Raw genomic sequence first — 22,721 nt, forward strand, 5'->3', positions numbered from 1 at the left:
ACCGCGGCGGGCGCCGGCGCGCACACCGACACGCACACCGGCGCGGACACCGGGACGGCCGCGGGGGGCGGACACCGGGGGCGGACACCGCCGCGGGCCCGCGCCCCTCCGAGGAGGGACGCGGGCCCGCGGTCTACCGGTGGGTGTCCTGGATCAGGACTGGCCGCCCGCGAGCTTCTCGCGGAGCGCGGCGAGGGCCTCGTCGGAGGCGAGGGCGCCGGAGGTGTCATCGGACTCCGAGGAGTACGAGCCGCCACCGGAGGCCGGCGCGGGAGCGGCGGTGCCGGCCTCGGCGGCCGCCTGCTCGTCGGCCTCGCGGGACTTGATGACCTGCGCCTGGTGCTGCTCGAAGCGGGCCTGGGCCGTGGCGTACTGGCCCTCCCACTCCTCGCGCTGCTTCTCGTAACCCTCGAGCCAGTCGTTGGTCTCGGGGTCGAAGCCCTCGGGGTAGATGTAGTTGCCCTGGTCGTCGTAGGACGCGGCCATGCCGTACAGGGTCGGGTCGAACTCGACCGAGGCCGGGTCGGCGCCGAAGGACTCGTTGGCCTGCTTGAGGCTCAGCGAGATGCGGCGGCGCTCCAGGTCGATGTCGATGACCTTGACGAAGATCTCGTCGTTGACCTGGACGACCTGCTCCGGGATCTCCACGTGGCGCTCGGCCAGCTCGGAGATGTGGACCAGGCCCTCGATGCCCTCGTCCACCCGGACGAACGCGCCGAACGGAACCAGCTTGGTGACCTTGCCGGGGACGACCTGCCCGATCTGGTGGGTCCGGGCGAACTGCTGCCACGGGTCTTCCTGGGTCGCCTTCAGCGACAGGGAGACGCGCTCGCGGTCCATGTCGACGTCCAGGACCTCGACCGTGACCTCCTGGCCGACCTCGACGACCTCGGAGGGGTGGTCGATGTGCTTCCAGGACAGCTCGGAGACGTGCACCAGGCCGTCGACCCCACCGAGGTCCACGAACGCACCGAAGTTGACGATGGAGGAGACGACGCCGGAGCGCACCTGGCCCTTCTGCAGGGTGGTGAGGAAGGTCTGACGGACCTCGCTCTGGGTCTGCTCCAGCCAGGCACGGCGGGACAGGACCACGTTGTTGCGGTTCTTGTCCAGCTCGATGATCTTCGCCTCGAGCTCCTTGCCCACATAGGGCTGGAGGTCGCGTACGCGGCGCATCTCCACGAGGGAGGCGGGGAGGAAGCCGCGCAGGCCGATGTCGAGGATGAGACCACCCTTGACGACCTCGATGACGGTACCGGTGACGATGCCGTCCTCTTCCTTGATCTTCTCGATCGTGCCCCACGCGCGCTCGTACTGCGCACGCTTCTTCGAGAGGATCAGGCGGCCTTCCTTGTCCTCCTTCTGGAGAACGAGGGCCTCGATCTCATCGCCCACGGCGACGACCTCGTTGGGGTCGACGTCGTGCTTGATGGAGAGCTCGCGGGAGGGGATGACACCTTCGGTCTTGTAACCGATGTCGAGCAGGACCTCGTCCCGGTCGACCTTCACGATGACGCCGTCGACGATGTCGCCGTCGTTGAAGTACTTGATCGTCTCGTCGATCGCGGCGAGGAAGGCTTCCTCGTTGCCGATGTCGTTGACCGCCACCTGCGGGGTGGTACGAGGGGCCTCGGTGCTGCTCGTCATTAGGGAAAGGACTCCGGTACGGACAGTAAGTCGTAGGTACTGCTACGCCGGGAACCCTTTTCGCTCCTGCCGAATTCCGGACAGCCGTTGGGGGCCGAGAGGTATGCAACAGATCCGAGCGCGGCCTGCTCCGTCTGAGGCGCGCAGGCTCGCAGCGCAACTTGTAGCATACGGGGGCAGCCGGGCACGGTCAATGCACGAAGAGCGCACCGCGCGCGTAATGGACCGAATCGGCACAACTCGCCCACCCACAGGTCTTATCAGAGAGTACGACGACAGCCGCGATGATCCAAGGACCTGACCCGCACGAACCGGAAGCTACCCGTCGGATTGCCGGTGGGGCCGAGAGCAGCCGGGCGAACCGCCACTGGTGGGACCGCAACGCCGACGACTACCAGCTGGAGCACGGCGAGTTCCTGGGCGACGCCCGCTTCGTCTGGGGCCCCGAGGGCCTGGACGAGACCGACGCCCGGCTGCTCGGCCCGGCGGCCGGCCTCAAGGACCTGGACGTGCTGGAGATCGGCGCCGGCGCCGCCCAGTGCTCCCGCTGGCTGGCCGCCCAGGGCGCCCGCCCGGTGGCCCTTGACCTGTCCCACCGGCAGCTGCAGCACGCCCGCCGGATCGACCAGGACGACCCCGCGGCCGGCGGCCCGGTACGGCTGGTGCAGGCCGACGCGGGCACCCTGCCCTTCGCCGACGGCTCCTTCGACCTGGCCTGCTCCGCGTACGGCGCGCTCCCCTTCATCGCCGACACCGGCCGGGTGCAGCGCGAGGTGCGCCGGGTGCTGCGGCCGGGCGGGCGGTGGGTCTTCTCAGTCACCCACCCGGTGCGCTGGGCCTTCCCCGACGAACCCGGCCCCGAGGGCCTGAGCGTCGTCTCCTCCTACTTCGACCGCACGCCCTACGTCGAGCAGGACGACCGCGGCCTGGCCGTCTACGTCGAGCACCACCGCACCCTGGGCGACCAGGTCCGCGAGATCACCGCGGCCGGGCTGCGCCTGGTCGACCTGGTCGAACCCGAGTGGCCGGAGTGGAACGACCAGGAGTGGGGCGGCTGGTCCCCGCTGCGCGGCGGACTGCTGCCGGGCACCGCGATCTTCGTCTGCGTCGCCGGATGAGGGCCCGGCCGGCGGCCGGCCAGGACACGGCGGTACGGGCGTGACACCGGCCGGGTTCGGTGCGGCGGCGATCCGCGCCGAGGGCCGGGAGCTGCCGGTCGCCGCCGCGGTGCCCGCCCTGCTGGCCGCGCTCGACGGCCCCGGCTGCGCGGTGCTGTCCGCACCGCCCGGCACCGGCAAGACCACCCTGGTGCCGCTGCTGATCGCGGCCGCGACCGGCGGCAGGGTGCTGGTGGCCGAGCCGCGCCGGATGGCGGCGCGGGCCGCCGCCCGGCGGATGGCGTGGCTGCTCGGCGAGCCGGTGGGCGAGAGCGTCGGCTTCACGGTACGAGGCGAACGCCGGATCTCGGCCCGCACCGTCGTCGAGGTGGTCACCACCGGGGTGCTGCTGCAGCGCCTGCAGCGCGACCAGGAGCTGCCCGGCGTGGGCACCGTGATGCTCGACGAGTGCCACGAACGGCATCTGGACGCCGACACCGCGATGGCGTTCCTGCTGGACGTACGGGCCCTGCTGCGGCCGGAGTTGCGGCTGGTCGCCGCCTCCGCCACCACCGACACCGCGGCCTGGGCGGCGCTGCTCGGGGACGCGCCCGTGGTGGCCGCCGAGGGCGTCCTGCACCCGGTCGGGACCGAGTGGGCGCCGCCGCCCCGGCCGGTCCGCCCGCCGCACGGCATGCGGGTCGACCCCGCGCTGCTGGAACACGTGGCGGCCACCGTACGGCGGGCGCTGCGGGAGCGGGCCGGCGACGTGCTCTGCTTCCTGCCGGGCACCGGCGAGATCGCCCGGGTCGCCGGGATGCTCGGCGATCTCCCCGGCGATCTCGGAGTGGAGGTCCTGCAGCTCCACGGCCGGGCCCCCGCGGCCGTCCAGGACGCCGCCCTCGCGCCCGGCGAGCGGCGCCGGGTACTGCTGGCCACCTCGGTCGCCGAGTCCAGCCTGACCGTGCCCGGTGTGCGGGTCGTGGTGGACAGCGGGCTCGCCCGCGAACCCCGGATGGACCACGCGCGCGGGCTCGGCGCGCTCACCACGGTCCGTGCCTCACGGGCCGCCGCCGAGCAGCGGGCCGGCCGGGCGGGCCGCGAGGCGCCCGGCACGGTGTACCGCTGCTGGACCCAGGCGGAGCACGCGCGGCTGCCCGCCAGGCCCGCGCCCGAGATCGCCCTCGCCGACCTGACCGCCTTCGCCCTGCAGACCGCCTGCTGGGGCGACCCCGACGCCACCACCCTGGCGCTGCTCGACGCCCCCGCACCGGGCGCACTGGCCGCCGCCCGGGCGACCCTGTACGACCTCGGCGCCACCGACCCGGCCGGCCGCGCCACCCCGCGCGGCCGGCGCCTGACCCACCTCGGCCTGCACCCGCGGCTGGCCCGCGCGCTGCTCGACGCGGCGCCCCTGACCGGCGCCGCCCGGGCCGCGGAGATCACCGCCCTGCTCTCCGAGGAACTGCCGTCGTCGTACGGCCCGGACCTCACGGCCGCCTGGCAGCGGGCGCGCCGCGGCGCCGACCCGTACGCGGGGCGCTGGCGCGCCGAGGTCCGGCGGCTGGAAGCCGCGGTGCGCGCGGAGGAACCCGCGGGCCGGGCCGGCGGCGGCCGGCTCACCGACGACGCGGCGGCCGGCCTCGTCGTCGCCTACGCCTTTCCCGAGCGGGTGGCCAGGCGGCGCGGTCCCGGCGTGTATCTGATGGTGGGCGGCACCGCGGCCGAGGTCTCCGGGGGCGTCGGCGAGGCGCCGTGGATCGCGGTGGCCGTCGCGGACCGCGGGGTGGGCCGGGCCGCGGCCCGGGTACGGGTGGCCGCCGTGGTGGACGAGGAGACCGCCCGCAACGCCGCGGGCGGCCTGCTCGCGGCGTACGAAGAGGTGCGCTGGCGGGACGGCGACGTGGTGGCCCGGCGGGTCGAACGGCTCGGCGCGGTGGAACTGGCCGTGGCGCCGCTGCGCACACCCGGCCGGGCGGCTGTCCGGGCCGCACTCGTGGAGGGGCTGAACACCGAGGGCACCGGGCTGCTGCACTGGTCCCGCGACGCCCAGGACGTACGGCAGCGCATCGCGTTCCTGCACCGGGTGCTCGGCGAACCGTGGCCCGACGTGTCGGAGGCCGCGCTGCTGGCCAGGGCGGAGGAGTGGCTGGGCCCGGAGCTCGGCACGGCCCGCCGCCGGGCGGACCTGGAGCGGATCCACGCGGGCGGGGCACTGACCCGGCTGCTGCCGTGGGCGACCGGCGAGGCGGGACGGTTCGCCGAACTCGCCCCGGAACGGCTGGAGGTGCCCAGCGGTTCGCGGATCCGGCTCGACTACAGCGGGGAGCAGCCGGTGCTGGCGGTGAAGCTGCAGGAACTCTTCGGACTGCGGGAGACCCCGAAGGTGGCGGGTGTGCCGGTGCTGGTGCACCTGCTGTCACCGGCCGGGCGGCCCGCGGCGGTCACCGCGGACCTGGCCTCCTTCTGGCGCGAGGGTTACCGGGCGGTGCGGGCCGAGTTGCGCGGCCGCTACCCCAAGCACCCCTGGCCCGAGGACCCTTCGACGGCCGCGCCGACGCGGCACACCACCACGCGCCGGCGCTGAACCGCGGCCCTTGCGCTACGGGGCCGCCGTCAGGGCGGCGCCGGTGGCCGCGCCGGACGGCGACGGCGTCGGGGTCTCGGTCGGGGTGTCCGTGGCGCACGGGTCCGGCGTCGGGGTGCCGGTCGGCGTCGCGGTGGGCGACGGCGTGGCGGTCGGCGAAGTGCTGTCGCTCGGCGTGGGCGTCGCGGTGTCCGTGGGGCAGCCGGGCGTCGTCGGGGTGTCGGTCGGCGAGTCGCTGGGGGTCGGTGTCCCGGTGGTCGGCTCGCCGGTCGGACCGCCCGTGGTGGGGCTGGTGGTCGGCCCGCCGGTGGGCTTCCCGGTCGGCGACGCGCTGGGCGACGTGCTCGGCGACGGAGAGGTGGTGCCGCTGCCGGTCTTCGTCGGCGTCGGCGACCCGGACGGCGAGGGCGTCGGGCTGGTGGACGGCGTCGGCGTCGCCGACGGGGCGGGGCTCCACGGGCCGGGCGTGCCCGAGCGGTCCGGCACCGAGACGGCGCCGCCCGCCACGAAGTGGTCGTACCAGGCGCGCACCAGGTTCAGATACGCCTGCGAGTGGTTGTAGCCGAGGATCGCCCGGTCCATGTCGGCCGGTACGGCCAGGTCCCGGCCGTCGGCGCACAGGTAATGACCGGCCGCCAGCGCCGCGTCGTAGACGTTGTTGGGGTTGGCGGTGCCGTCGCCGTTCCCGTCCACGCCCCAGTGCGCCCAGGTGGAGGGGATGAACTGCATCGGGCCGACCGCCCGGTCGTGCTGGGCGTCACCGTCGTAGACACCGCCGTCGGTGTCGGTGATGTCCGCGAAGCCATTGCCGTCGAGGACCGGGCCGAGTATCGGGGTAAAGGTGGTGCCGTTCGCGTCGACCGCGCCGCCGCGGGCCTGCCCGGACTCCACCTGGCCTATCGCCGCCAGGAGTTGCCAGGGCAGATGACAGCCGGGGTCGCTCTCGGCGAGCGCCGCCTCGGCGCGCTGGTAGGCGTCGAGCACGGTGGCCGGCAGGCCCCCGCTGCCGACCGTCACCAGGCTGTCGCCACCCGGGGCGCCGGGGGGCGGGGTGGGGGTGACCGGGCCGGTGGGGGTGTTCAGCGGCGGCATCGCGGTGAAGTACGGCGAGCCACCGTCGATCTCCGGTCCGTCCGGCGGCACTTCGGAGAGCTGCCGCTGATCCTGAGTGGCCGCGTGCGCCTGCCCCACCGGAAGGAAGCCGGGTCCCTGCGAGGCGCTGAGGGCGGCCATCGCCGCCGCTGCCACCGCCGTCCCTGCCGCTGTCCTGCGGAGCTTCCGGCCGTACCGCCGCGCCGACATATCGCGGTCCCTCCCACGTACGAGATGGACGCCCGTCCAGGCGCCACAACCCGATTGACCCTACGGCAACTTCAGCCACCCGACCACAGCCTCACGGAGATACACAGGGTGCGTATCACCGCAATCCACCACGCTTGCGGACCCGTTGCCGGAGCCTTCACCGGGCGGACGCGGGTCGTTCACACAGGTACCGCGGAGCGGAGGCACCCGGCGGCAACCCGGCGCCTCCGCCTGGCCGGAAACGTCAGTGCGCCGCCGACTCCCAGTCCTCGCCCGCGCCGACCGACACATCCAGCGGCGCCCGCAGCGGATACGCCCCCGACATCTCGCGCCGCACCAGCTCCTCGACCTTCTCCCGCTCCCCCGGGGCGACTTCGAGCACGATTTCGTCGTGCACCTGCAGCAGCATCCGCGAGGACAGCCCCTCCTTCGTCAGGGCATCGTCCACCCGCAGCATCGCGATCTTCACGATGTCCGCCGCGGAACCCTGGATCGGGGCGTTCAGCGCCATCCGCTCGGCCATCTCACGCCGCTGCCGGTTGTCACTGGTGAGATCCGGCAGATAGCGGCGCCGGCCCAGCAGCGTCTCGGTGTAACCGGTGACGCGGGCCTCCTCCACCGCCCGGTGCAGATAGTCCCGCACCCCGCCGAAACGCTCGAAGTACGTCTCCATCAGCGCCCGCGCCTCGGCCGCCTCGATGCCCAGCTGCTGGGAGAGACCGAACGCCGACAGGCCGTACGCCAGCCCGTACGACATCGCCTTGATCTTGCGGCGCATCTCGGCGTCGACCCTGTCCCGCTCCACCGAGAAGACGTGCGAGCCGACCGTGGTGTGCAGGTCCTCCCCCGAGGTGAACGCCGCGATCAGGCCCTCGTCCTGCGACAGGTGCGCCATCACCCGCAGTTCGATCTGGCTGTAGTCCGCCGTCAGCAGCGATTCGTACCCCGGGCCGACGACGAAGCCGCGGCGGATCGCCCGGCCCTCGTCGGTACGGACCGGCACATTCTGCAAGTTGGGGTCCGTGGACGACAGGCGGCCGGTCGCGGCCACGATCTGGCTGAAGGTGGTGTGGATCCGCCCGTCCGGCGCGATGGACTTCACCAGGCCCTCGACGGTGACCCGCAGCTTGGCCTGCTCCCGGTGGCGCAGCATGATCACCGGCAGCTCGTGGTCGGTCTGCGCGGCCAGCCAGGCCAGCGCGTCGGCGTCCGTGGTGTAACCGGTCTTGGTCTTCTTCGTCTTGGGCAGGCCCAGCTCACCGAAGAGCACCTCCTGCAACTGCTTGGGCGAGCCCAGATTGAACTCGTGCCCCACCGAGGCGTGCGCCTCCTGCACCGCGTGCTGCACCGCGGCGGCGAACTGCTGCTCCAGACCCTCCAGATGGGCCCGGTCGGCGGCGATACCGGCCCGCTCCATCCGCGCCAGCAGCGCGGAGGTGGGCAGCTCCACCTCATGAAGCAGCTCCATCGCGCCCACCTCAGGCAGCCGCTCACCGAAGACCACACCCAGGTCAAGCACCGTGCGCGCCTGCACCATCAGCGCGTCGGCAGCCGCGGTGTCGCCCTCGTCCTCCTCGCCGAAGGCCAGCTGCCCGCTGCCCGTGTCGGCCGGCGCCAGCTCACGGCCCAGATACTCCACCGACAGCACATCCAGCGCGAACGACCGCCGGCCCGGCTTGATCAGATACGCGGCCAGCGCCGTGCACATCGAAATGCCGTCGATCCGCCAGCCGTGCTCCAGGAAGACCCGCGCCACATTCTTCGCGTTGTGCAGCACCTTGGGGGCCGCCGGATCGGCCAGCCACGCCGCGAACGCCTTCTCGTCGGCCTCGTCCAACTGCGCCGGATCGAACCACGCCGCGTCCTCGGCCGCCGCCAGCGCCACCGCGGTCACCGTGCCGCTGCCCAGCTCCCAGGTGTCCACACTGGCCAGCCCCAGCGGCTCGCCGGCGTGCGCCGCCAGCCAGTCCGGCAGGTCACCGGCCGCCAGCATGGTGCCGTCCACCGCCACACCCTCGGCGATCGCGGCCTCCTCCGCCTGCGCGCCCGGGTCCGCGGCGAACAGCCGCTCCCGGAAGTTGGGGTTGCGGAACTCCAGCACGTCCAGCACCCCGCCCAGCGCGGTGCGGTCGTACGGCTCCCGGGCCAGCTGCTCCGCGGTGGCCGGCAGCTCCACATCCCGGACCATCTCGGTCAGCCGCCGGTTCAGCTTCACGGCGTCGAGATGGGCCCGCAGATTCTCGCCCGCCTTGCCCTTCACCTCCTCCGCCCGCTCGCAGAGCTCCTGGAACGAGCCGAACTGGATGATCCACTTGGCGGCGGTCTTCTCCCCCACGCCCGGGATGCCCGGCAGGTTGTCCGACGGGTCGCCGCGCAGCGCGGCGAAGTCCGGATACTGCTGCGGGGTCAGTCCGTACTTCTCCACCACCTTCTCGGGGGTGAAGCGGGTCAGCTCCGAGACGCCCTTGGTCGGATAGAGCACCGTCACATGGTCGCTGACCAGCTGGAACGCATCCCGGTCACCGGTGACGATCAGCACCTCGTACCCCAGCGCCTCCGCCTGGGTGGCGAGCGTGGCGATGATGTCGTCCGCCTCGAAGCCGTCCACCGCGAAGCGGCGCACGCTCATCGCGTCCAGCAGCTCCCCGATCAGCTCGACCTGGCTGCGGAACTCGTCCGGCGTCTTGGACCGGGTCGCTTTGTACTCCGGATACTCGTCGAACCGCCAGGTCTTCCGGGAGACGTCGAAGGCGACCGCCAGATGCGTGGGCTGCTCGTCACGCAGGGTGTTCGCCAGCATGGACGTGAAGCCGTAGATCGCGTTCGTCGGCTGGCCCGTGGCGGTGTTGAAGTTCTCCACGGGCAACGCGTAGAACGCCCGGTACGCCAGCGAGTGCCCGTCGAGCAGGAGCAGACGGGGGCGGTCGGTCGAGGTCTTCGGGGATGCTTTCTCTGCCACGGTTCGATCCTCCCACGGGGGTACGACAGCCCGTACCGGGCCGTCAACCGGGGGCCCGTCCCGCCGGTGGCCCGGTGCCGCTACGTCGTGGCTTGTCGCGCGCTGAGGGGGTGCCCCTTCCGGCCGGTGACTTGGCGATGCGCCGTCGTGGCTTGTCGCGCAGTTCCGCCCCCAGACTTCGTCCGGGGGGACCCCCAGCGCCCCTAAGGGGGTGCCCCCTCCGGCCGGTGACTTGGCGATGCGCCGTCGTGGCTTGTCGCGCAGTTCCTCGCGCCCCTGGGGTGCTCGGCTTCCTCCGCATGACGCCCCGGGTTACGCCGGTAGCCGGCGAGCCGAAGGGCGCGCCGGTGTCGAAAGGGAGAACCGCGCGCAGGGAGCGAGGAACGAGCGAGCGAGCACGGTCGACTTCCCCCAGACTCCGTCCGGGGGTGCCCCCACACCGGGTCTAAGCGCCCGGAGGCGAGAAGGCGGCAAAAAAGGCAGCGCCCGGAGGCGAGAAGGCGGCAAAAAAAGCAACGTGGCAGGATCGGTGGTATGGCGAAGAAGCCGCCGGTCGGCGACCCCGTACAGGACGCACCTCAGGTCGGTGCGCCGAAGCACGCTGCCGCGGGGCTTCCCGCGATCGCGCACACCGCGAGGATCGCGGGCGCCCAGATGGGGGCTCGGCGGGCCACCCTCACGCTGCTCAAGGTCAACCAGAAGAACGGGTTCGACTGTCCCGGCTGCGCCTGGCCCGAGGGCGATCACCGGCACACCTTCGAGTTCTGCGAGAACGGCGCGAAAGCCGTCGCCGAGGAAGCCACCCTCCGCCGGGTCGGCCCCGACTTCTTCGCCGCCCACCCCGTCGCCGACCTCGCCCGCCGCAGCGGCTACTGGCTCGGCCAGCAGGGCCGGATCACCCAGCCCGCGTACCTCGCCGAAGGCGCCACCCACTACCAGGCCATCCCCTGGGAACGCGCCTTCGCCCTCATCGCCGACGAACTCACCGCGCTGGCCTCCCCCGACCAGGCCGTCTTCTACACCTCAGGCCGCACCAGCAACGAGGCCGCCTTCCTCTTCCAGCTCTTCGCCCGCGAGTTCGGCACCAACAACCTGCCCGACTGCTCCAACATGTGCCACGAGTCGTCCGGCTCTGCCCTCACCGAAACCCTCGGCGTCGGCAAGGGCAGCGTGCTGCTCGACGACCTCCACCAGGCCGACCTGATCATCGTGGCCGGCCAGAACCCCGGCACCAACCACCCCCGGATGCTCTCCGCCCTGGAGAAGGCCAAGCACAACGGCGCGAAGATCGTCACCGTCAACCCGCTGCCCGAAGCCGGCCTGGAACGCTTCCGCAACCCCCAGACCCCCGCAGGACTGGCCGGCCCCGGCACCACCCTCAACGACCTCCACCTGCCGATCAGGCTCGGCGGCGACCAGGCCCTCTTCCGGGCCCTCGGCCGGCTCCTCATCGAAGCCGGCGCCCTCGACGAGGACTTCATCGCAGCCCACACCCACGGTTTCGCCACCTACAAGGCCGCCGCCCTGGCCACCGACTGGGCCGACGTCGAACGCGCCACCGGCCTCACCCGTACCGAGATCGACCAGCTCTTCACCCTCGTGCTGGCGGCCGGAAGCACCGTCGTCTGCTGGGCGATGGGCCTCACCCAGCACAAGCACGCCGTCCCCACCATCCGCGAAGTCGTCAACTTCCTGCTGCTCGGCGGCAATGTCGGCCGCCCCGGCGCCGGAGTCTGCCCGGTCCGCGGCCACTCCAACGTCCAGGGCGACCGCACCATGGGCATCTTCGAACGCCCCCCGGCCGCCTTCCTCGACGCCCTCCAGAAGGAGTTCGGCTTCGCACCCCCACGCGCCCACGGCTTCGACGTGGTCCGCGCCATCCGCGCGCTCCGCGACGGCGACGCGAAGGTCTTCTTCGCCATGGGCGGCAACTTCGTCGCCGCCTCCCCCGACACCGACGTCACCGAAGCGGCCATGCGCAAAGCCCGCCTCACCGTCCATGTGTCCACCAAGCTCAACCGCTCGCACGCCGTCACCGGCGCCCGCGCGCTGATCCTGCCGACCCTCGGCCGTACCGAGAAGGACCACCAGGCCGCCGGCGACCAGTTCGTCACCGTCGAGGACTCCATGGGCATGGTGCACGCCTCCCACGGCGGCCTCACCCCCGCCTCCCCGCACCTGCTCTCCGAACCCGCCATCGTCTCCCGGCTGGCCCGCGCCGTCTTCGGCGACCGCAGCGTCGTCCCCTGGGCGCAGTTCGAACGGGACTACGACCTCATCCGCGACCGCATCGCCCGCGTCGTCCCCGGCTTCGCCGACTTCAACACCCGGGTCCGCCGCCCCGGCGGCTTCACCCTCCCGCACGCGCCACGCGACTCCCGCACCTTCCCCACCGCCACCGGCAAGGCCAACTTCACCGCGGCGCCGGTCGAATACCCCAAGGTGCCCGAAGGCCGGCTGCTGCTGCAGACCCTGCGCTCGCACGACCAGTACAACACCACCATCTACGGCCTCGACGACCGCTACCGCGGTATCAAGGGCGGCCGCCGCGTCGTCCTGGTCCACCCCGACGACGCCACCGCGGCCGGCCTCGCCGACGGCGACTACGCCGATCTCGTCAGCGAATGGACCGACGGCACCGAGCGCCGCGCCGACGGCTTCCGCGTCGTCCACTACCCCACCCCCCGCGGGTGCGCCGCCGCGTACTACCCCGAGACCAATGTGCTCATCCCGCTCGATCACACCGCTGACACCAGCAACACCCCGGCCGCCAAGTCCGTGGTGATACGACTGGAGCGGCCGGACCCCACACGGGCCTGACCCGCAGCGCACCACCCACCGCAGAAACGGAGCCTTCCTCGCATGGCCGAGCAGACCACCACCACGTTCCCGCAGGAGATCCTGCAGCAGTACGCCGACCTCGGCCTGGACCTGCCCGCCCTCTTCTCCGGCGGACACCTCGGCGACCGCATGGGCATCCAGATCCTCGAAGCGGCACCGGACAAGGTGGTCGGCATCATGCCCGTCGAGGGCAACACCCAGCCCTACGGACTGCTGCACGGCGGGGCCTCCGCGGTCCTCGCCGAGACCCTCGGGTCCGTCGGCGCGATGCTGCACGGCGGCCCGGCGAAGATCGCGGTCGGCGTCGACCTCAACGCGACGCACCACCGCAGCCTGCGCTCCGGCACGGTCACCGGTACGGCGACCCCCGTGCACCGCGGCCGCTCCTCCGCCACGTACGAGATCGTCATCACCGACGAGGCGGACAAGCGGATCTGTACCGCCCGGCTGACCTGCATGCTCCGCCCGACCACGACGGGCGCGAGCAACCCGACCCCGGCCTGACCCCCGACCCCCCCGCCTCCGGCGCGCCGCGGCTCAGAACTTGGGCCCGACGTGGCGGTCCATCAACGCGACGGAGGCCGCGCGGGCGACCGAGATGTTGTACGGCCGGTCACCGCGCCTGGTCACCCGCCACCGCACGCCGACCATGTCGAGGGTGTCGCAGTAGAGCTGCCGGATGTCGGCGGAGGTGTTGGTGAAGAAGTAGCGCGGGTACTCGTAGCGCTTCCGGACGCCGCCCACCGTGCGCTCGGTCCAGTTGGTGACGCGGCAGCCGTCGGAGTGCACCAGCCCGCGGATGAACTCCCACGGGTGCGCGTCCACGATCTTCTGCTGCCACGGCTCCAGGACGATCCGCCGCTCGTGCTTCTTGCCCGGGCCGTGCTGGGGGAACATGCACCACAGGTGGCGGGAGTAGACCTTCACGTTGTGGCAGCCGGTCCTGCTGACGCGGCAGGTCTTGTTGTGGGGGAAGACGGCGCGCAGGGCGGCCTCGGCGCTGTCCATCAGCCCCGGCCAGCTGTCGGCGCAGGTGATCATGAGGTTCGGCACACGGTGCCTGGAGTACTGAACGATGTGGCCGTCCCCGAGGTAGAGGCCGAGCAGGTAGCCGTAAGCGGCGGTGTCCAGCGGGGCGCCGTCGCAGCGGTGGCACGGCCGCTCCCGGCCGGGGCACTCGTCACGCGCCGCGCGGTCCTGATGGAGCCAGTAGCCGATGGTGCCGGAGGGTATTCCGAGACGGCGCCCGACCTCGGCGTTCGGTACGCCGGAGCGGCAGAGCGTGACGGCCTGGCGACGGAGCAGGGGATCGTGCATACGGCCAGCTTCGCCCGGAGGGCGGCAACGCGACGAGGAATCGCACGCGTATTCACTCTGTCCAGTGACAGGGTGACGGGGATGACAAGTGCCGGGTGCGGGATTCGAACCCGCATGCCCTCTCGGACAGATGTGTTTGAGACATCCGCGTATGCCGTTCCGCCAACCCGGCCAGGTCGCCGCTGACAGCGTACCGTGTGGTCGCCGCACACCGCAGCTGGGTAGGCTTGCGGGCAGGTCCCGTCATGAACCGAGGAGCACCGTGAGCGCCCCCGATGAGTCCGATGTCCCCCAGGACGAGCAGCCGCCGCAGGCGGCGGCGGAGTCCAAGCCGGAAGAGGAGAAGTCGCATGTGCCCCCGCTGACGACCCGGGTCGTCATCGCGGAGGACGAAGCGCTGATCCGGCTGGATCTCAAGGAGATGCTGGAGGAAGAGGGGTACTCGGTCGTCGGGGAGGCCGGGGACGGCGAGACCGCGGTGAAACTCGCCGGGGAGCACCGCCCGGATCTGGTGATCCTGGATGTGAAGATGCCGGTGCTCGACGGTATTTCGGCCGCCGAGCGGATCGCCGGGGAGAAGTTGGCGCCGGTGCTGATGCTGACCGCGTTCTCGCAGCGGGAGCTGGTGGAGCGGGCCAGGGACGCGGGTGCGATGGCGTATCTGGTGAAGCCGTTCACCAAGAGTGATCTGGTGCCGGCGATCGAGATGGCGGTCAGCCGGTTCCAGGAGCTGCGCGCGCTGGAGGCGGAGATCGCGGACCTGTCGCTGCGGCTGGAGACGCGCAAGCTGGTGGACCGGGCGAAGAGCGTGCTGCAGACGAAGTACGGGCTGACCGAGCCGGCCGCGTTCCGGTGGATCCAGAAGACCTCGATGGACCGGCGGATGTCGATGCAGGCGGTGGCGCAGGCCGTGATCGACGAGGTCGCCGAGAAGTAGCCTTCGGAGGGGCAGGACACAGGTGGGGCCCGGAAGCGACTGCTTCCGGGCCCCACCTGTGGGTGGCGGCTAGTCCTCGCCGAGGTACGTCTTGCGGACGCCTTCGTCGTGGAGGAGTTCCTGGCCGGTGCCGGAGAGCCGGATGGTGCCGATCTCCATCACATGGGCCTGGTCGGCGAGGGAGAGCGCGGCTTGGGCGTTCTGTTCGACGAGCAGGATGGTGGTGCCCTGGGCCTTGAGTTCCACGATGGTGGACATGATCTTCTGCATCATGATCGGCGAGAGGCCCATGGAGGGTTCGTCGAGCATGAGCAGTTTGGGCTGGGACATCAGGGCGCGGCCCATGGCGAGCATCTGCTGCTCACCGCCGGAGAGGGTGCCGGCGGCCTGGCGGCGGCGTTCACCGAGGATGGGGAAGAGCTCGTAGGCGCGCTCGATGTCCTTGGTGATGCCGGCGGTGTCCTTGCGGAGGTAGGCGCCGAGCTGGAGGTTCTGTTCGATGGTGAGCCGGGGGAAGATGTGCCGGCCTTCGGGTGAGTGGGCGAGTCCGAGAGCGACGATCTTGTGGGCGGGGAGCCGGGTGAGGGCTTTGCCGTCGAAGACGATGGTGCCGCCGATGGGCTTGAGCAGGCCGCTGAGGGTGCGCAGGGTGGTGGTCTTGCCGGCGCCGTTGGTGCCGATGAGGGTGACGACCTGGCCGGCCTCGACGGAGAAGCTGATGCCTTTGACGGCTTCGATCTTGCCGTAGGCGACGCGGAGGTTCTCGACTTCGAGCAGTGCGGTCATCGGTCGTTCTCCTGCTGCTGGTCGTCGCCGGCGTCGGTGCCGGTGCCGGAGTCAGTGCCCGCGTCTGCGTCAGTGCCAACGTCGGTGCCGGCGTCAGTGCCTGCGTCAGTGCCTGCGGGGGTCGGGGCCGGCGCCGGTGTCTCCGCCGCGGGCGGCGCCGGGCTCGTGCCGGTCCCTTCGACGGGTTCGCCGAGGTAGGCCGCGATGACCCGTTCGTCGCGCTGTACGACGTCCGAGGTGCCTTCGACGAGCATCTCGCCCTGGAGGAGTACGGCGACGCGGTCGCAGAGGTTGAAGATGAACCGCATGTCGTGCTCGATGACGAGGACCGCGATGCCCTGGTCGCGGACGGCGAAGACGAGGTCTTCGGTGGCCCGGGTCTCCTGGGGGTTCATGCCGGCGGTGGGTTCGTCGAGGAGCAGGAGTCCGGGTTCGCTGGCCAGTGCCCGGGCGATCTCCAGCTTGCGCTGTTCGCCGTAGGGGAGGTTGCGGGCGAGGTGGTCGGCCTTGTCGGCGAGGCCGGTGAACTCCAGGAGTTCCATGGCGCGTTTGCGGGAGTTGGCTTCCGCCCGGTGGTAGCCGGGGCCGCGGATGAGGGCGGACAGCAGACCTTCGCGGGTGCGGGTGTGCCGGCCGACGAGGACGTTCTCCAGCACGGTCATGTTGGCGAAGAGCCGGATGTTCTGGAAGGTCCGGGCGATGCCGGCCTTGGTGACCAGGTGGGGTTTGGGCGGGAGCACGGTGCCGCGGTAGGTGACGGTGCCCTCGGTGGGGACGTACAGCCCGGTGAGGCAGTTGAAGAAGGTGGTCTTGCCGGCGCCGTTGGGGCCGATCAGGCCGACGATCTCGCCGCTGTTGACGGTGAGGCTGACGTCGCGGACGGCGGTGAGGCCGCCGAAGCGCATGATCACGCCGCTGGCCTGGAGCAGCGGGCCGTCGTAGGGGGCCTGGCCGGGGGTGGGCGTCTGGGTGCTGGTGGTGGTCATGGTGTCTTTCACGCCCCTGCCTTGCCGGCCGGGACGGTGTCGGCGCCGAGTGGCCGCTGGGCGGGGATGAGTGCTTCGTCCTCGTGGAATTCCAGTTGCCTGCGCCGGTTGGGGATGATGCCTTCGGGGCGGAACCGCATGATGAGGATGAGGGCGACGCCGAAGGCGAAGAGTTCGTAGCGCTGGACGAAGCCGAGCTTCTCCGGGATGAGGTAGAGCAGGGCCGCGCCGAGGATCGGGCCGCTGACGGTGCCCATGCCGCCGAGGACGACGGCGGCGAGCAGGAACGCCGAGTTGGGCGGTGCGGAGCCGGCGAACTGGTACGGGTTGGGCACGACGCTGTAGGTGACGTGTGCGCTGACCGTGCCGGCGAGGCCGGCGAGCGAGGCGCCGAGGGCGAAGGCGATCAGCTTGACCCGGAAGCCGTTGATGCCCATCGCGGTGGCGGCGGTCTCGTCCTCGCGGATGGCGACCCAGGAGCGGCCGATGCGGGAGTCGGCGGCGCGGGTGAAGACCAGGACCACGATCGCGGTGATGAGCAGCATCAGCAGGTAGTAGTTGGCGAACCTGCCGAGGGTGATGGAGCCGAACTCGTGGGGGGCGCCGAGGTTGTAGCCGAAGATGGAGAGGTCCGGGATCTGGGAGATGCCGTTCGGGCCGCCGGTGAGTTTGGGTCCGGAGACGCCGTCGAGGTTGTTCACGGCGATCCGGAAGATCTCTCCGAAGCCCAGGGTGACGATGGCGAGGTAGTCGCCGCGCAGCCGCAGGGTGGGGGCGCCGATGAGGACGCCGAAGACCAGGGCGGCGGCCATGCCGGTGAGGGCGGCGGCCCAGAAGGGGAACTGGACGCCGGACCAGACGGAGAACTGGGAGCCGGAGACGAGGGCGGCCGCGTAGGCGCCGACGCCGAGGAAGGCGACGTAACCGAGGTCGAGCAGGCCGGTGAGGCCGACGACGATGTTGAGGCCGAGGGCGACGGTGCCGAAGATCAGGATGTTGACGCCGAGGTTGGCGTAGTGCTCGTTGTTCTGCACGAACGGGTAGGCGATGGCGGCGAGGAAGCCCATCGTCGAGGCGAACGACCGGTGGCGGGCGCTCAGTTCGGAGAACTGCCGGGTCAGGCCGGAGGAGATCAGGCCGGCCGCGCCGAAGGCGACGACGATGACGAAGCCGACGAAGATCTCGGTGTAGTCGGTGCTGATGCCGTAGGTGAAGATCTCCAGGCCGATGGCGGCCACCAGGGTGATGATGGCGCGCTGGACCCAGCCGGGGAGTGCGGTCGCCCGGGGGAGCCGGCGTTCGGAGGTGGCCGGGCGCACCCAGCGGTAGAGCAGGTACGGCCAGAGCAGGCCGAGCAGGAAGAGGATGACGAGCGCGACCCAGTGGACCCAGGGGGCCTGTGCCTGCTTGGTCTTGCGGTCAAGCGGCAGTGCGAGTGCGCCGATGACGCCGGCCAGTGAGGCGACGGCGGCGACGAAGCCGCCGGGGTCGAGGTTGGCGATGCCGCCGAGTTCCTGGGCGATGGCGATGACCGTGTACCAGGTGACGACGAAGGTGCCGAAGCTGAAGAAGAGCACCGGGTTGGCGGACCGGTTGGGGGTGAGCCAGCCGAGTCCTTTGAGTCCGGAGGCGGCGAGCATGAACAGGGCGGTGACGATGCCGCCGATGAGGGTCAGCACCTGGAGGCCGCCGGGGTAGCCGCTGACCGTGAGGTCGCCGGGGAACTCGGTGGTGTAGGTCCAGGACAGGAAGGTCGAGGCGATGGTGCCGACGATGCCCACGGCGGTGAGTGCCCGGGCCGCGGTGAGCGGCATGGGGATGGGCGGGCTGATCTCGTGGGTGGCGGTCTCGTTGCCAGTGATGACGTTGCTGGTGATGTCGTTGGCCATGGTGATCACGCCCTGTCCGCTACGCGCTCGCCGAGCAGGCCCTGGGGCCGGACCAGCAGGACGACGATGAGCAGGACGAAGGCCCAGACGTTCGCCCAGCTGCCGCCGCCGAGTTGCTGCATGCCGGGGATGTTGGAGATATACGCCGAGGCGCAGGACTCCGCGACGCCGAGGACGAGGCCGCCCAGCATGGCGCCGTAGATGTTGCCGATACCGCCGAGGACGGCGGCGGTGAAGGCCTTGAGGCCGGCCTGGAAGCCCATGTCGTATTTGACCTGGCCGTATTTGAGGCCGGAGGCCAGGCCCGCGACAGCGGCGAAGAAGCCGCCGATGGCGAAGGCGATGACGATGATGCGGTTGGTGTCGATGCCCATGAGCTGCGCGGTGTCCGGGTCCTGCGCGGTGGCCTGCATGGCGCGGCCGGTGCGGCTGGTGCGGACGAAGGCGGCGAGGCCGATCATGCAGATGACGGCGGCGGAGATGAGGAAGATGTCGCCGCGCTGGATGCTGACGGATCCGAGGTGGTACGGGTGGGTGCCGAGCTGGGGGAAGGTCTTGGCGTTGTCGGCGCCGGGGTACCAGACGAAGATCGCCTGCTGGAGTGCCAGCGAGAGGCCGATGGCGGTGATGAGCGGGGCCAGGCGTGGGGCGCCGCGCAGTGGCCGGTAGGCGAAGCGTTCGGCGGCCATCGCGATGAGCACGGCCACGATGGCGCCGCCGGCCAGCATCAGTGGCAGCGCGAGCCAGATGTTGGTGCCGTCGGGGAGATTGGTCCAGACCGTGAGTGCGCCGAAGGCGCCGGTCATGAAGATCTCGCCGTGGGCGAAGTTGATCAGCTGGACGATGCCGTACACCATTGTGTAGCCGATGGCGATGAGCCCGTACATCGAGCCGAGGAACAGCCCGTTGGCCAGCTGTTGCGGCAGGGTGTGCACCGCATGGCCTCCATGTCGCTGGGAGCAGGTGAGCGGGGGAACGTGGTGGGGGGGACTGCCGTGGCGGGACCGTGGCGGGACCGGTAAGGCGGCGGGCCGCGCGGCCGGAGTGGTGACCGGCCGCGCGGCCCTGGGGTGCTGTCGGCTGATCAGCCGGTGTAGGTGCCGCTCTTGACGGCCGCCCACTTGCCGCTCTTCACCTGGTAGACGGTGAGCTGCTTGTTGGTGGTGTCACCGAACTCGTCGAAGGAGACGTGGCCGGCGATGCCGTCGAAGTCGGCCTTCTGGACGGCGTCGATGAGCTTGGAGCGCGCGTCGTTCATGGCCGGCAGCTTGCCGCCGTTGGCGTCCATGACTTCCTTGACGCCCTTGATGATGGCGGTGGCGGCGTCGTAGGAGTAGCCGCCGTAGGTGCCGTAGTCACCGGGGTACTTCTTGGCCTTGTAGGTCTTGATGAAGTCCTGGGCCGAGGGGAGCGTGGTGACCGGGACGCCGACGGAGGTGGCGAGGTCGCCTTCGGAGGCGGTGCCGGCGGTCTTGATGTAGGTGTCGGAGAACATGCCGTCGCCGCCCATGAGCGGGATGTTGGCGCCGGCCGCCTTGAGCTGCTTGGTGATCAGCTCGGACTCGTCGTACTGGCCGCCGTAGTAGACCAGGTCGGCCTTGGAGTTCTTGATCTTGGTGACGAGGGTGGAGTAGTCGGTGTCACCGGTGTTGACGTGGTCGGTGCCGGCGATCTTGCCGCCGAGGTCGGCGAACTTGCCCTTGAAGATGGCGGCCAGGCCCGCGCCGTAGGTCTGCTTGTCGTCGACGACGAACGCGCTCTTCTTCTTGAGCGTGTTGTACGCGTAGTCGGCGGCGAAGCCGCCCTGCAGGGCGTCGGTGGTGGCGGTACGGAAGTAGGTCTTGAAGGGGCGGACCTTCTTGCCGGTGCTCCAGTTGGGGCCCTGGGTCAGCGCGGGGTTGGTGTTGGCGGGCGAGATCTCCACCATGCTGGCGTTGGCGAAGACCTGCTGCATCGAGGTGGCGACGCCGGAGTTGAGCGGACCGACGGTGGCGATGACGCTGCTGTCCTGGACGAGCGCGGTGGCGTTCTGCTGGCCGGTGGCCGGCAGCGCCTTGTCGTCGAGGGCCTTGACCTTGAATGTCACGCCGGGCACGAGGTTCTTGGCGTTGGCGTCGTCGGCGGCGATCTGCACGCCGTACTGCAGGCCGAGGCCGGTGGCGGAGTTCTGGCCGGTGAGCGGCGCGTCGACGCCGATGACGACGGTGGTCTTGGCGGCGCTGGCGCCGGTGCTGCTGTCCCCGCTGCCCTTGTCGTCGTCGCTGCGGGAGCCACATGCGGTGAGGGTGAGGGCTCCGGTGGCAAGCACGGAGGTCAGTATCAGCAAGGAACGGTGTCGCACGATCAGTCCTTTCCCCTGGCGCGGCCGTCTCTGATGAGCGGCCGAGTCGCGCGCTGGAACCCGGACCGACTAATCCGGTGGCGCGGTGACTGGCCGTGACTCTAGGCGCGTCAAGGGGTGTCAGGCAGAGGTGCGGGGAAGAGTGTGACTGTCTTGTTATGCCAATCGGAATCTCTTGAGCTTCTGCTGAGGTTTCTCCGGGAGTGGCGTCGCAATTCGGGCGCTTTGCGCAGCTGTCCGTATGGTGAGAACGCGCACTTCCGCCCTGGCGCGGAGGCGGCCCGACCGGGGACGGGGCCGGGGCCGGTGGGATCACTGGGGGTTGCCGGCCGGACCGGTGCCCCGGCGGGCGGCACCAGGGGTGGATCTTTGAATCCATATTGCGCTGAGGTTACAGAGCGTTAATTCATTGCGGTGGGACGGTGGGATCAAATGAGAAATGGGTGTGCCCCCGTCGGCAGAGCCGGACGGGGGCACCGGATGAGTCAGGACCAAAATTCGGATAACGCATGACGCGCCATCGGTCCGCTTTCGTTCACGCCCTCGGTGAATCGTCCTCACCGATGTGGTGAACGCGCACCATATTGGTGGTACCGGGCATTCCGGGCGGCGAGCCGGCGGTGATCACCACCACGTCGCCCTTCTTGCAGCGGCCGATCCGCAGCAGCTGCTCGTCCACCTGCTGCACCATCTCGTCGGTGGTCTGCACCATCGGGCCGAGGAAGCTCTCCACCCCCCAGGTGAGGTTGAGCTGGGAGCGGGTGGCAGGTTCCGGGGTGAAGGCGAGCACCGGGATCGGCGAGCGGTAGCGGGACAGCCGCCGTACGGTGTCGCCGGACTGGGTGAAGGCGACCAGGAAGCGGGCGCCGAGGAAGTCGCCCATCTCGGCGGCGGCCCGGGCCACCGCGCCGCCCTGGGTGCGCGGCTTGTTCTGCTCGGTGAGCGGGGGCAGGCCGGCCGCCAGGATGTCCTCCTCGGCGGCCGAGACGATCCGCGACATGACCTTCACGGTCTCGATCGCGTGCTTGCCGACGCTGGTCTCGCCGGAGAGCATCACCGCGTCCGTACCGTCGATGACGGCGTTGGCGACGTCGCTCGCCTCGGCGCGGGTGGGCCGGGAGTTGTCGATCATCGAGTCGAGCATCTGGGTGGCCACGATGACCGGCTTGGCGTTGCGGCGGGCCAGCTTGACGGCGCGCTTCTGCACCAGCGGCACCTTCTCCAGCGGCATCTCCACCCCGAGGTCACCGCGCGCGACCATGATGCCGTCGAAGGCGTCCACGATGTCTTCGAGGTTCTCCACCGCCTGCGGCTTCTCGACCTTGGCGATGACCGGGACCCGGCGGCCCTCCTCGTCCATGATCCGGTGCACGTCCTCGATGTCCCGTCCGCTGCGGACGAAGGAGAGCGCGATGACGTCGGCCCCGATCCGCAGGCCCCAGCGCAGGTCGCGGATGTCCTTGTCGGACAGGGCCGGCACCGAGACGGCGACGCCGGGGAGGTTGAGCCCCTTGTTGTCGGAGATCATGCCGCCCTCGATGCACATGGTGTGCACCCGCGGCCCTTCGACATCGGTGACTTCGAGGGTGACCCGGCCGTCGTCCACCAGGATGCGCTCGCCGCGGGCGACGTCGGCGGGCAGTCCCTTGTACGTGGTACCGCAGATCTGCTGGTCACCCTCGATGTCATCGACGGTGATGGTGAACTCGTCCCCGCGTTCAAGGAGTACCGGACCTTCGGCGAAACGACCGAGCCGGATCTTCGGACCCTGAAGGTCGACCAGGATGCCCACGCTGTGTCCGGTCTCGTCGGAGGCCTTGCGGACCCTTCGGTAGCGGTCCTCGTGCTCGGCGTACGACCCGTGGCTCAGGTTCAGGCGGGCCACGTCCATTCCGGCGTCGACCAGGGCCTTGATCTGGTCGTACGAGTCGGTGGCGGGTCCCAGGGTGCAGACAATTTTGGCTCGGCGCATGTATCGAGCGTATGACTTACTCGTTGGTAGGGAACGCGGCGACGGCAACTGCCCAACGAC

General features: G+C 70.8%; 15 protein-coding genes and 1 tRNA gene. 5 read left to right on the top strand and 11 right to left on the bottom strand.

All coding sequences use genetic code 11. The features are described from left to right. Positions 1-153 precede the first annotated feature (153 nt). On the bottom strand, positions 154-1,647 hold the full coding sequence (gene rpsA, locus OG552_RS08060) for a 30S ribosomal protein S1 (protein WP_329130710.1): 1,494 nt from the start codon (positions 1,645-1,647) through the stop codon (positions 154-156). A 284-nt stretch (positions 1,648-1,931) separates the two neighbouring features. On the opposite strand from rpsA, the gene OG552_RS08065 reads away from it, so the two are divergent. Beyond that, positions 1,932-2,765 (top strand): class I SAM-dependent methyltransferase, encoded by an 834-nt coding sequence (locus OG552_RS08065; RefSeq protein ID WP_329130712.1) that lies wholly within the window; start codon positions 1,932-1,934, stop codon positions 2,763-2,765. Positions 2,766-2,805: 40 nt separating this feature from the next. After that, positions 2,806-5,331, top strand: a complete 2,526-nt coding sequence (gene hrpB / locus OG552_RS08070) for an ATP-dependent helicase HrpB (protein WP_329130715.1) — start codon at positions 2,806-2,808, stop codon at positions 5,329-5,331. Between the two features lie 15 nt (positions 5,332-5,346). Here the strand turns inward: hrpB and OG552_RS08075 are convergent, their stop codons facing one another. Further along, positions 5,347-6,633, bottom strand: coding sequence for a lytic transglycosylase domain-containing protein (locus tag OG552_RS08075; RefSeq protein WP_329130717.1), 1,287 nt, complete (start codon positions 6,631-6,633; stop codon positions 5,347-5,349). Between the two features lie 244 nt (positions 6,634-6,877). Beyond that, positions 6,878-9,592, bottom strand: a complete 2,715-nt coding sequence (gene polA, locus OG552_RS08080; RefSeq protein ID WP_329130719.1) for a DNA polymerase I — start codon at positions 9,590-9,592, stop codon at positions 6,878-6,880. Positions 9,593-10,126: 534 nt separating this feature from the next. Between polA and OG552_RS08085 the strand changes: the two genes are divergently transcribed. Both OG552_RS08085 and OG552_RS08090 read left to right on the top strand, forming a co-directional pair. Continuing rightward, positions 10,127-12,412: an FdhF/YdeP family oxidoreductase gene (locus OG552_RS08085; RefSeq protein ID WP_329130721.1), complete on the top strand. Its 2,286-nt coding sequence runs from the start codon at positions 10,127-10,129 to the stop codon at positions 12,410-12,412. A 42-nt stretch (positions 12,413-12,454) separates the two neighbouring features. Beyond that, complete coding sequence (locus OG552_RS08090; RefSeq protein ID WP_329130723.1) at positions 12,455-12,937, top strand: PaaI family thioesterase; 483 nt, start codon at positions 12,455-12,457, stop codon at positions 12,935-12,937. A 33-nt stretch (positions 12,938-12,970) separates the two neighbouring features. On the opposite strand, the gene OG552_RS08095 is transcribed toward OG552_RS08090, so the two are convergent. Beyond that, the gene (locus OG552_RS08095) at positions 12,971-13,750 is read right to left on the bottom strand and encodes a helix-turn-helix domain-containing protein (RefSeq protein ID WP_329130725.1); all 780 of its coding nucleotides are present in this window, start codon (positions 13,748-13,750) and stop codon (positions 12,971-12,973) included. A gap of 89 nt (positions 13,751-13,839) precedes the next feature. After that, positions 13,840-13,922: transfer RNA gene (locus OG552_RS08100), tRNA-Leu, on the bottom strand. 180 nt (positions 13,923-14,102) lie between these two features. Between OG552_RS08100 and OG552_RS08105 the strand changes: the two genes are divergently transcribed. Further along, positions 14,103-14,687: an ANTAR domain-containing response regulator gene (locus OG552_RS08105; RefSeq protein ID WP_329140644.1), complete on the top strand. Its 585-nt coding sequence runs from the start codon at positions 14,103-14,105 to the stop codon at positions 14,685-14,687. Positions 14,688-14,756: 69 nt separating this feature from the next. Here the strand turns inward: OG552_RS08105 and OG552_RS08110 are convergent, their stop codons facing one another. The 6 genes from OG552_RS08110 to pyk all read right to left on the bottom strand — a co-directional run bounded on the left by OG552_RS08110 (position 14,757) and on the right by pyk (position 22,661). Further along, a complete protein-coding gene (locus OG552_RS08110; protein WP_329130727.1) occupies positions 14,757-15,473 on the bottom strand; it encodes an ABC transporter ATP-binding protein in 717 nt (238 codons plus the stop codon). Continuing rightward, the gene (locus OG552_RS08115; protein WP_329140646.1) at positions 15,470-16,459 is read right to left on the bottom strand and encodes an ABC transporter ATP-binding protein; all 990 of its coding nucleotides are present in this window, start codon (positions 16,457-16,459) and stop codon (positions 15,470-15,472) included. The genes OG552_RS08110 and OG552_RS08115 overlap by 4 nt, the downstream gene beginning before the upstream one ends. Before the next feature lie 8 nt (positions 16,460-16,467). Further along, positions 16,468-18,348 (bottom strand): branched-chain amino acid ABC transporter permease, encoded by a 1,881-nt coding sequence (locus OG552_RS08120; RefSeq protein ID WP_443071147.1) that lies wholly within the window; start codon positions 18,346-18,348, stop codon positions 16,468-16,470. A gap of 5 nt (positions 18,349-18,353) precedes the next feature. Beyond that, positions 18,354-19,283: a branched-chain amino acid ABC transporter permease gene (locus tag OG552_RS08125; RefSeq protein WP_329130729.1), complete on the bottom strand. Its 930-nt coding sequence runs from the start codon at positions 19,281-19,283 to the stop codon at positions 18,354-18,356. Between the two features lie 149 nt (positions 19,284-19,432). Then, a complete protein-coding gene (locus OG552_RS08130) occupies positions 19,433-20,674 on the bottom strand; it encodes a branched-chain amino acid ABC transporter substrate-binding protein (RefSeq protein WP_329140650.1) in 1,242 nt (413 codons plus the stop codon). A gap of 550 nt (positions 20,675-21,224) precedes the next feature. Then, complete coding sequence (pyk, locus tag OG552_RS08135) at positions 21,225-22,661, bottom strand: pyruvate kinase (protein WP_329130731.1); 1,437 nt, start codon at positions 22,659-22,661, stop codon at positions 21,225-21,227. Positions 22,662-22,721: the final 60 nt, after the last annotated feature.

It is taken from the genome of Streptomyces sp. NBC_01476 (assembly GCF_036227265.1).
Lineage (GTDB): Bacteria > Actinomycetota > Actinomycetes > Streptomycetales > Streptomycetaceae > Actinacidiphila.

What these genes read in the sequence shown, in the direction of transcription:
- rpsA (WP_329130710.1), bottom strand. Translation starts at nt 1,647, where the DNA reads ATGACGAGCAGCACCGAGGCCCCTCGTACCACCCCGCAGGTGGCGGTC.
- OG552_RS08120 (WP_443071147.1), bottom strand. Translation starts at nt 18,348, where the DNA reads ATGGCCAACGACATCACCAGCAACGTCATCACTGGCAACGAGACCGCC.
- OG552_RS08095 (WP_329130725.1), bottom strand. Translation starts at nt 13,750, where the DNA reads ATGCACGATCCCCTGCTCCGTCGCCAGGCCGTCACGCTCTGCCGCTCC.
- OG552_RS08110 (WP_329130727.1), bottom strand. Translation starts at nt 15,473, where the DNA reads ATGACCGCACTGCTCGAAGTCGAGAACCTCCGCGTCGCCTACGGCAAG.
- pyk (WP_329130731.1), bottom strand. Translation starts at nt 22,661, where the DNA reads ATGCGCCGAGCCAAAATTGTCTGCACCCTGGGACCCGCCACCGACTCG.
- OG552_RS08065 (WP_329130712.1), top strand. Translation starts at nt 1,932, where the DNA reads ATGATCCAAGGACCTGACCCGCACGAACCGGAAGCTACCCGTCGGATT.
- OG552_RS08075 (WP_329130717.1), bottom strand. Translation starts at nt 6,633, where the DNA reads ATGTCGGCGCGGCGGTACGGCCGGAAGCTCCGCAGGACAGCGGCAGGG.
- OG552_RS08115 (WP_329140646.1), bottom strand. Translation starts at nt 16,459, where the DNA reads ATGACCACCACCAGCACCCAGACGCCCACCCCCGGCCAGGCCCCCTAC.
- OG552_RS08085 (WP_329130721.1), top strand. Translation starts at nt 10,127, where the DNA reads ATGGCGAAGAAGCCGCCGGTCGGCGACCCCGTACAGGACGCACCTCAG.
- OG552_RS08090 (WP_329130723.1), top strand. Translation starts at nt 12,455, where the DNA reads ATGGCCGAGCAGACCACCACCACGTTCCCGCAGGAGATCCTGCAGCAG.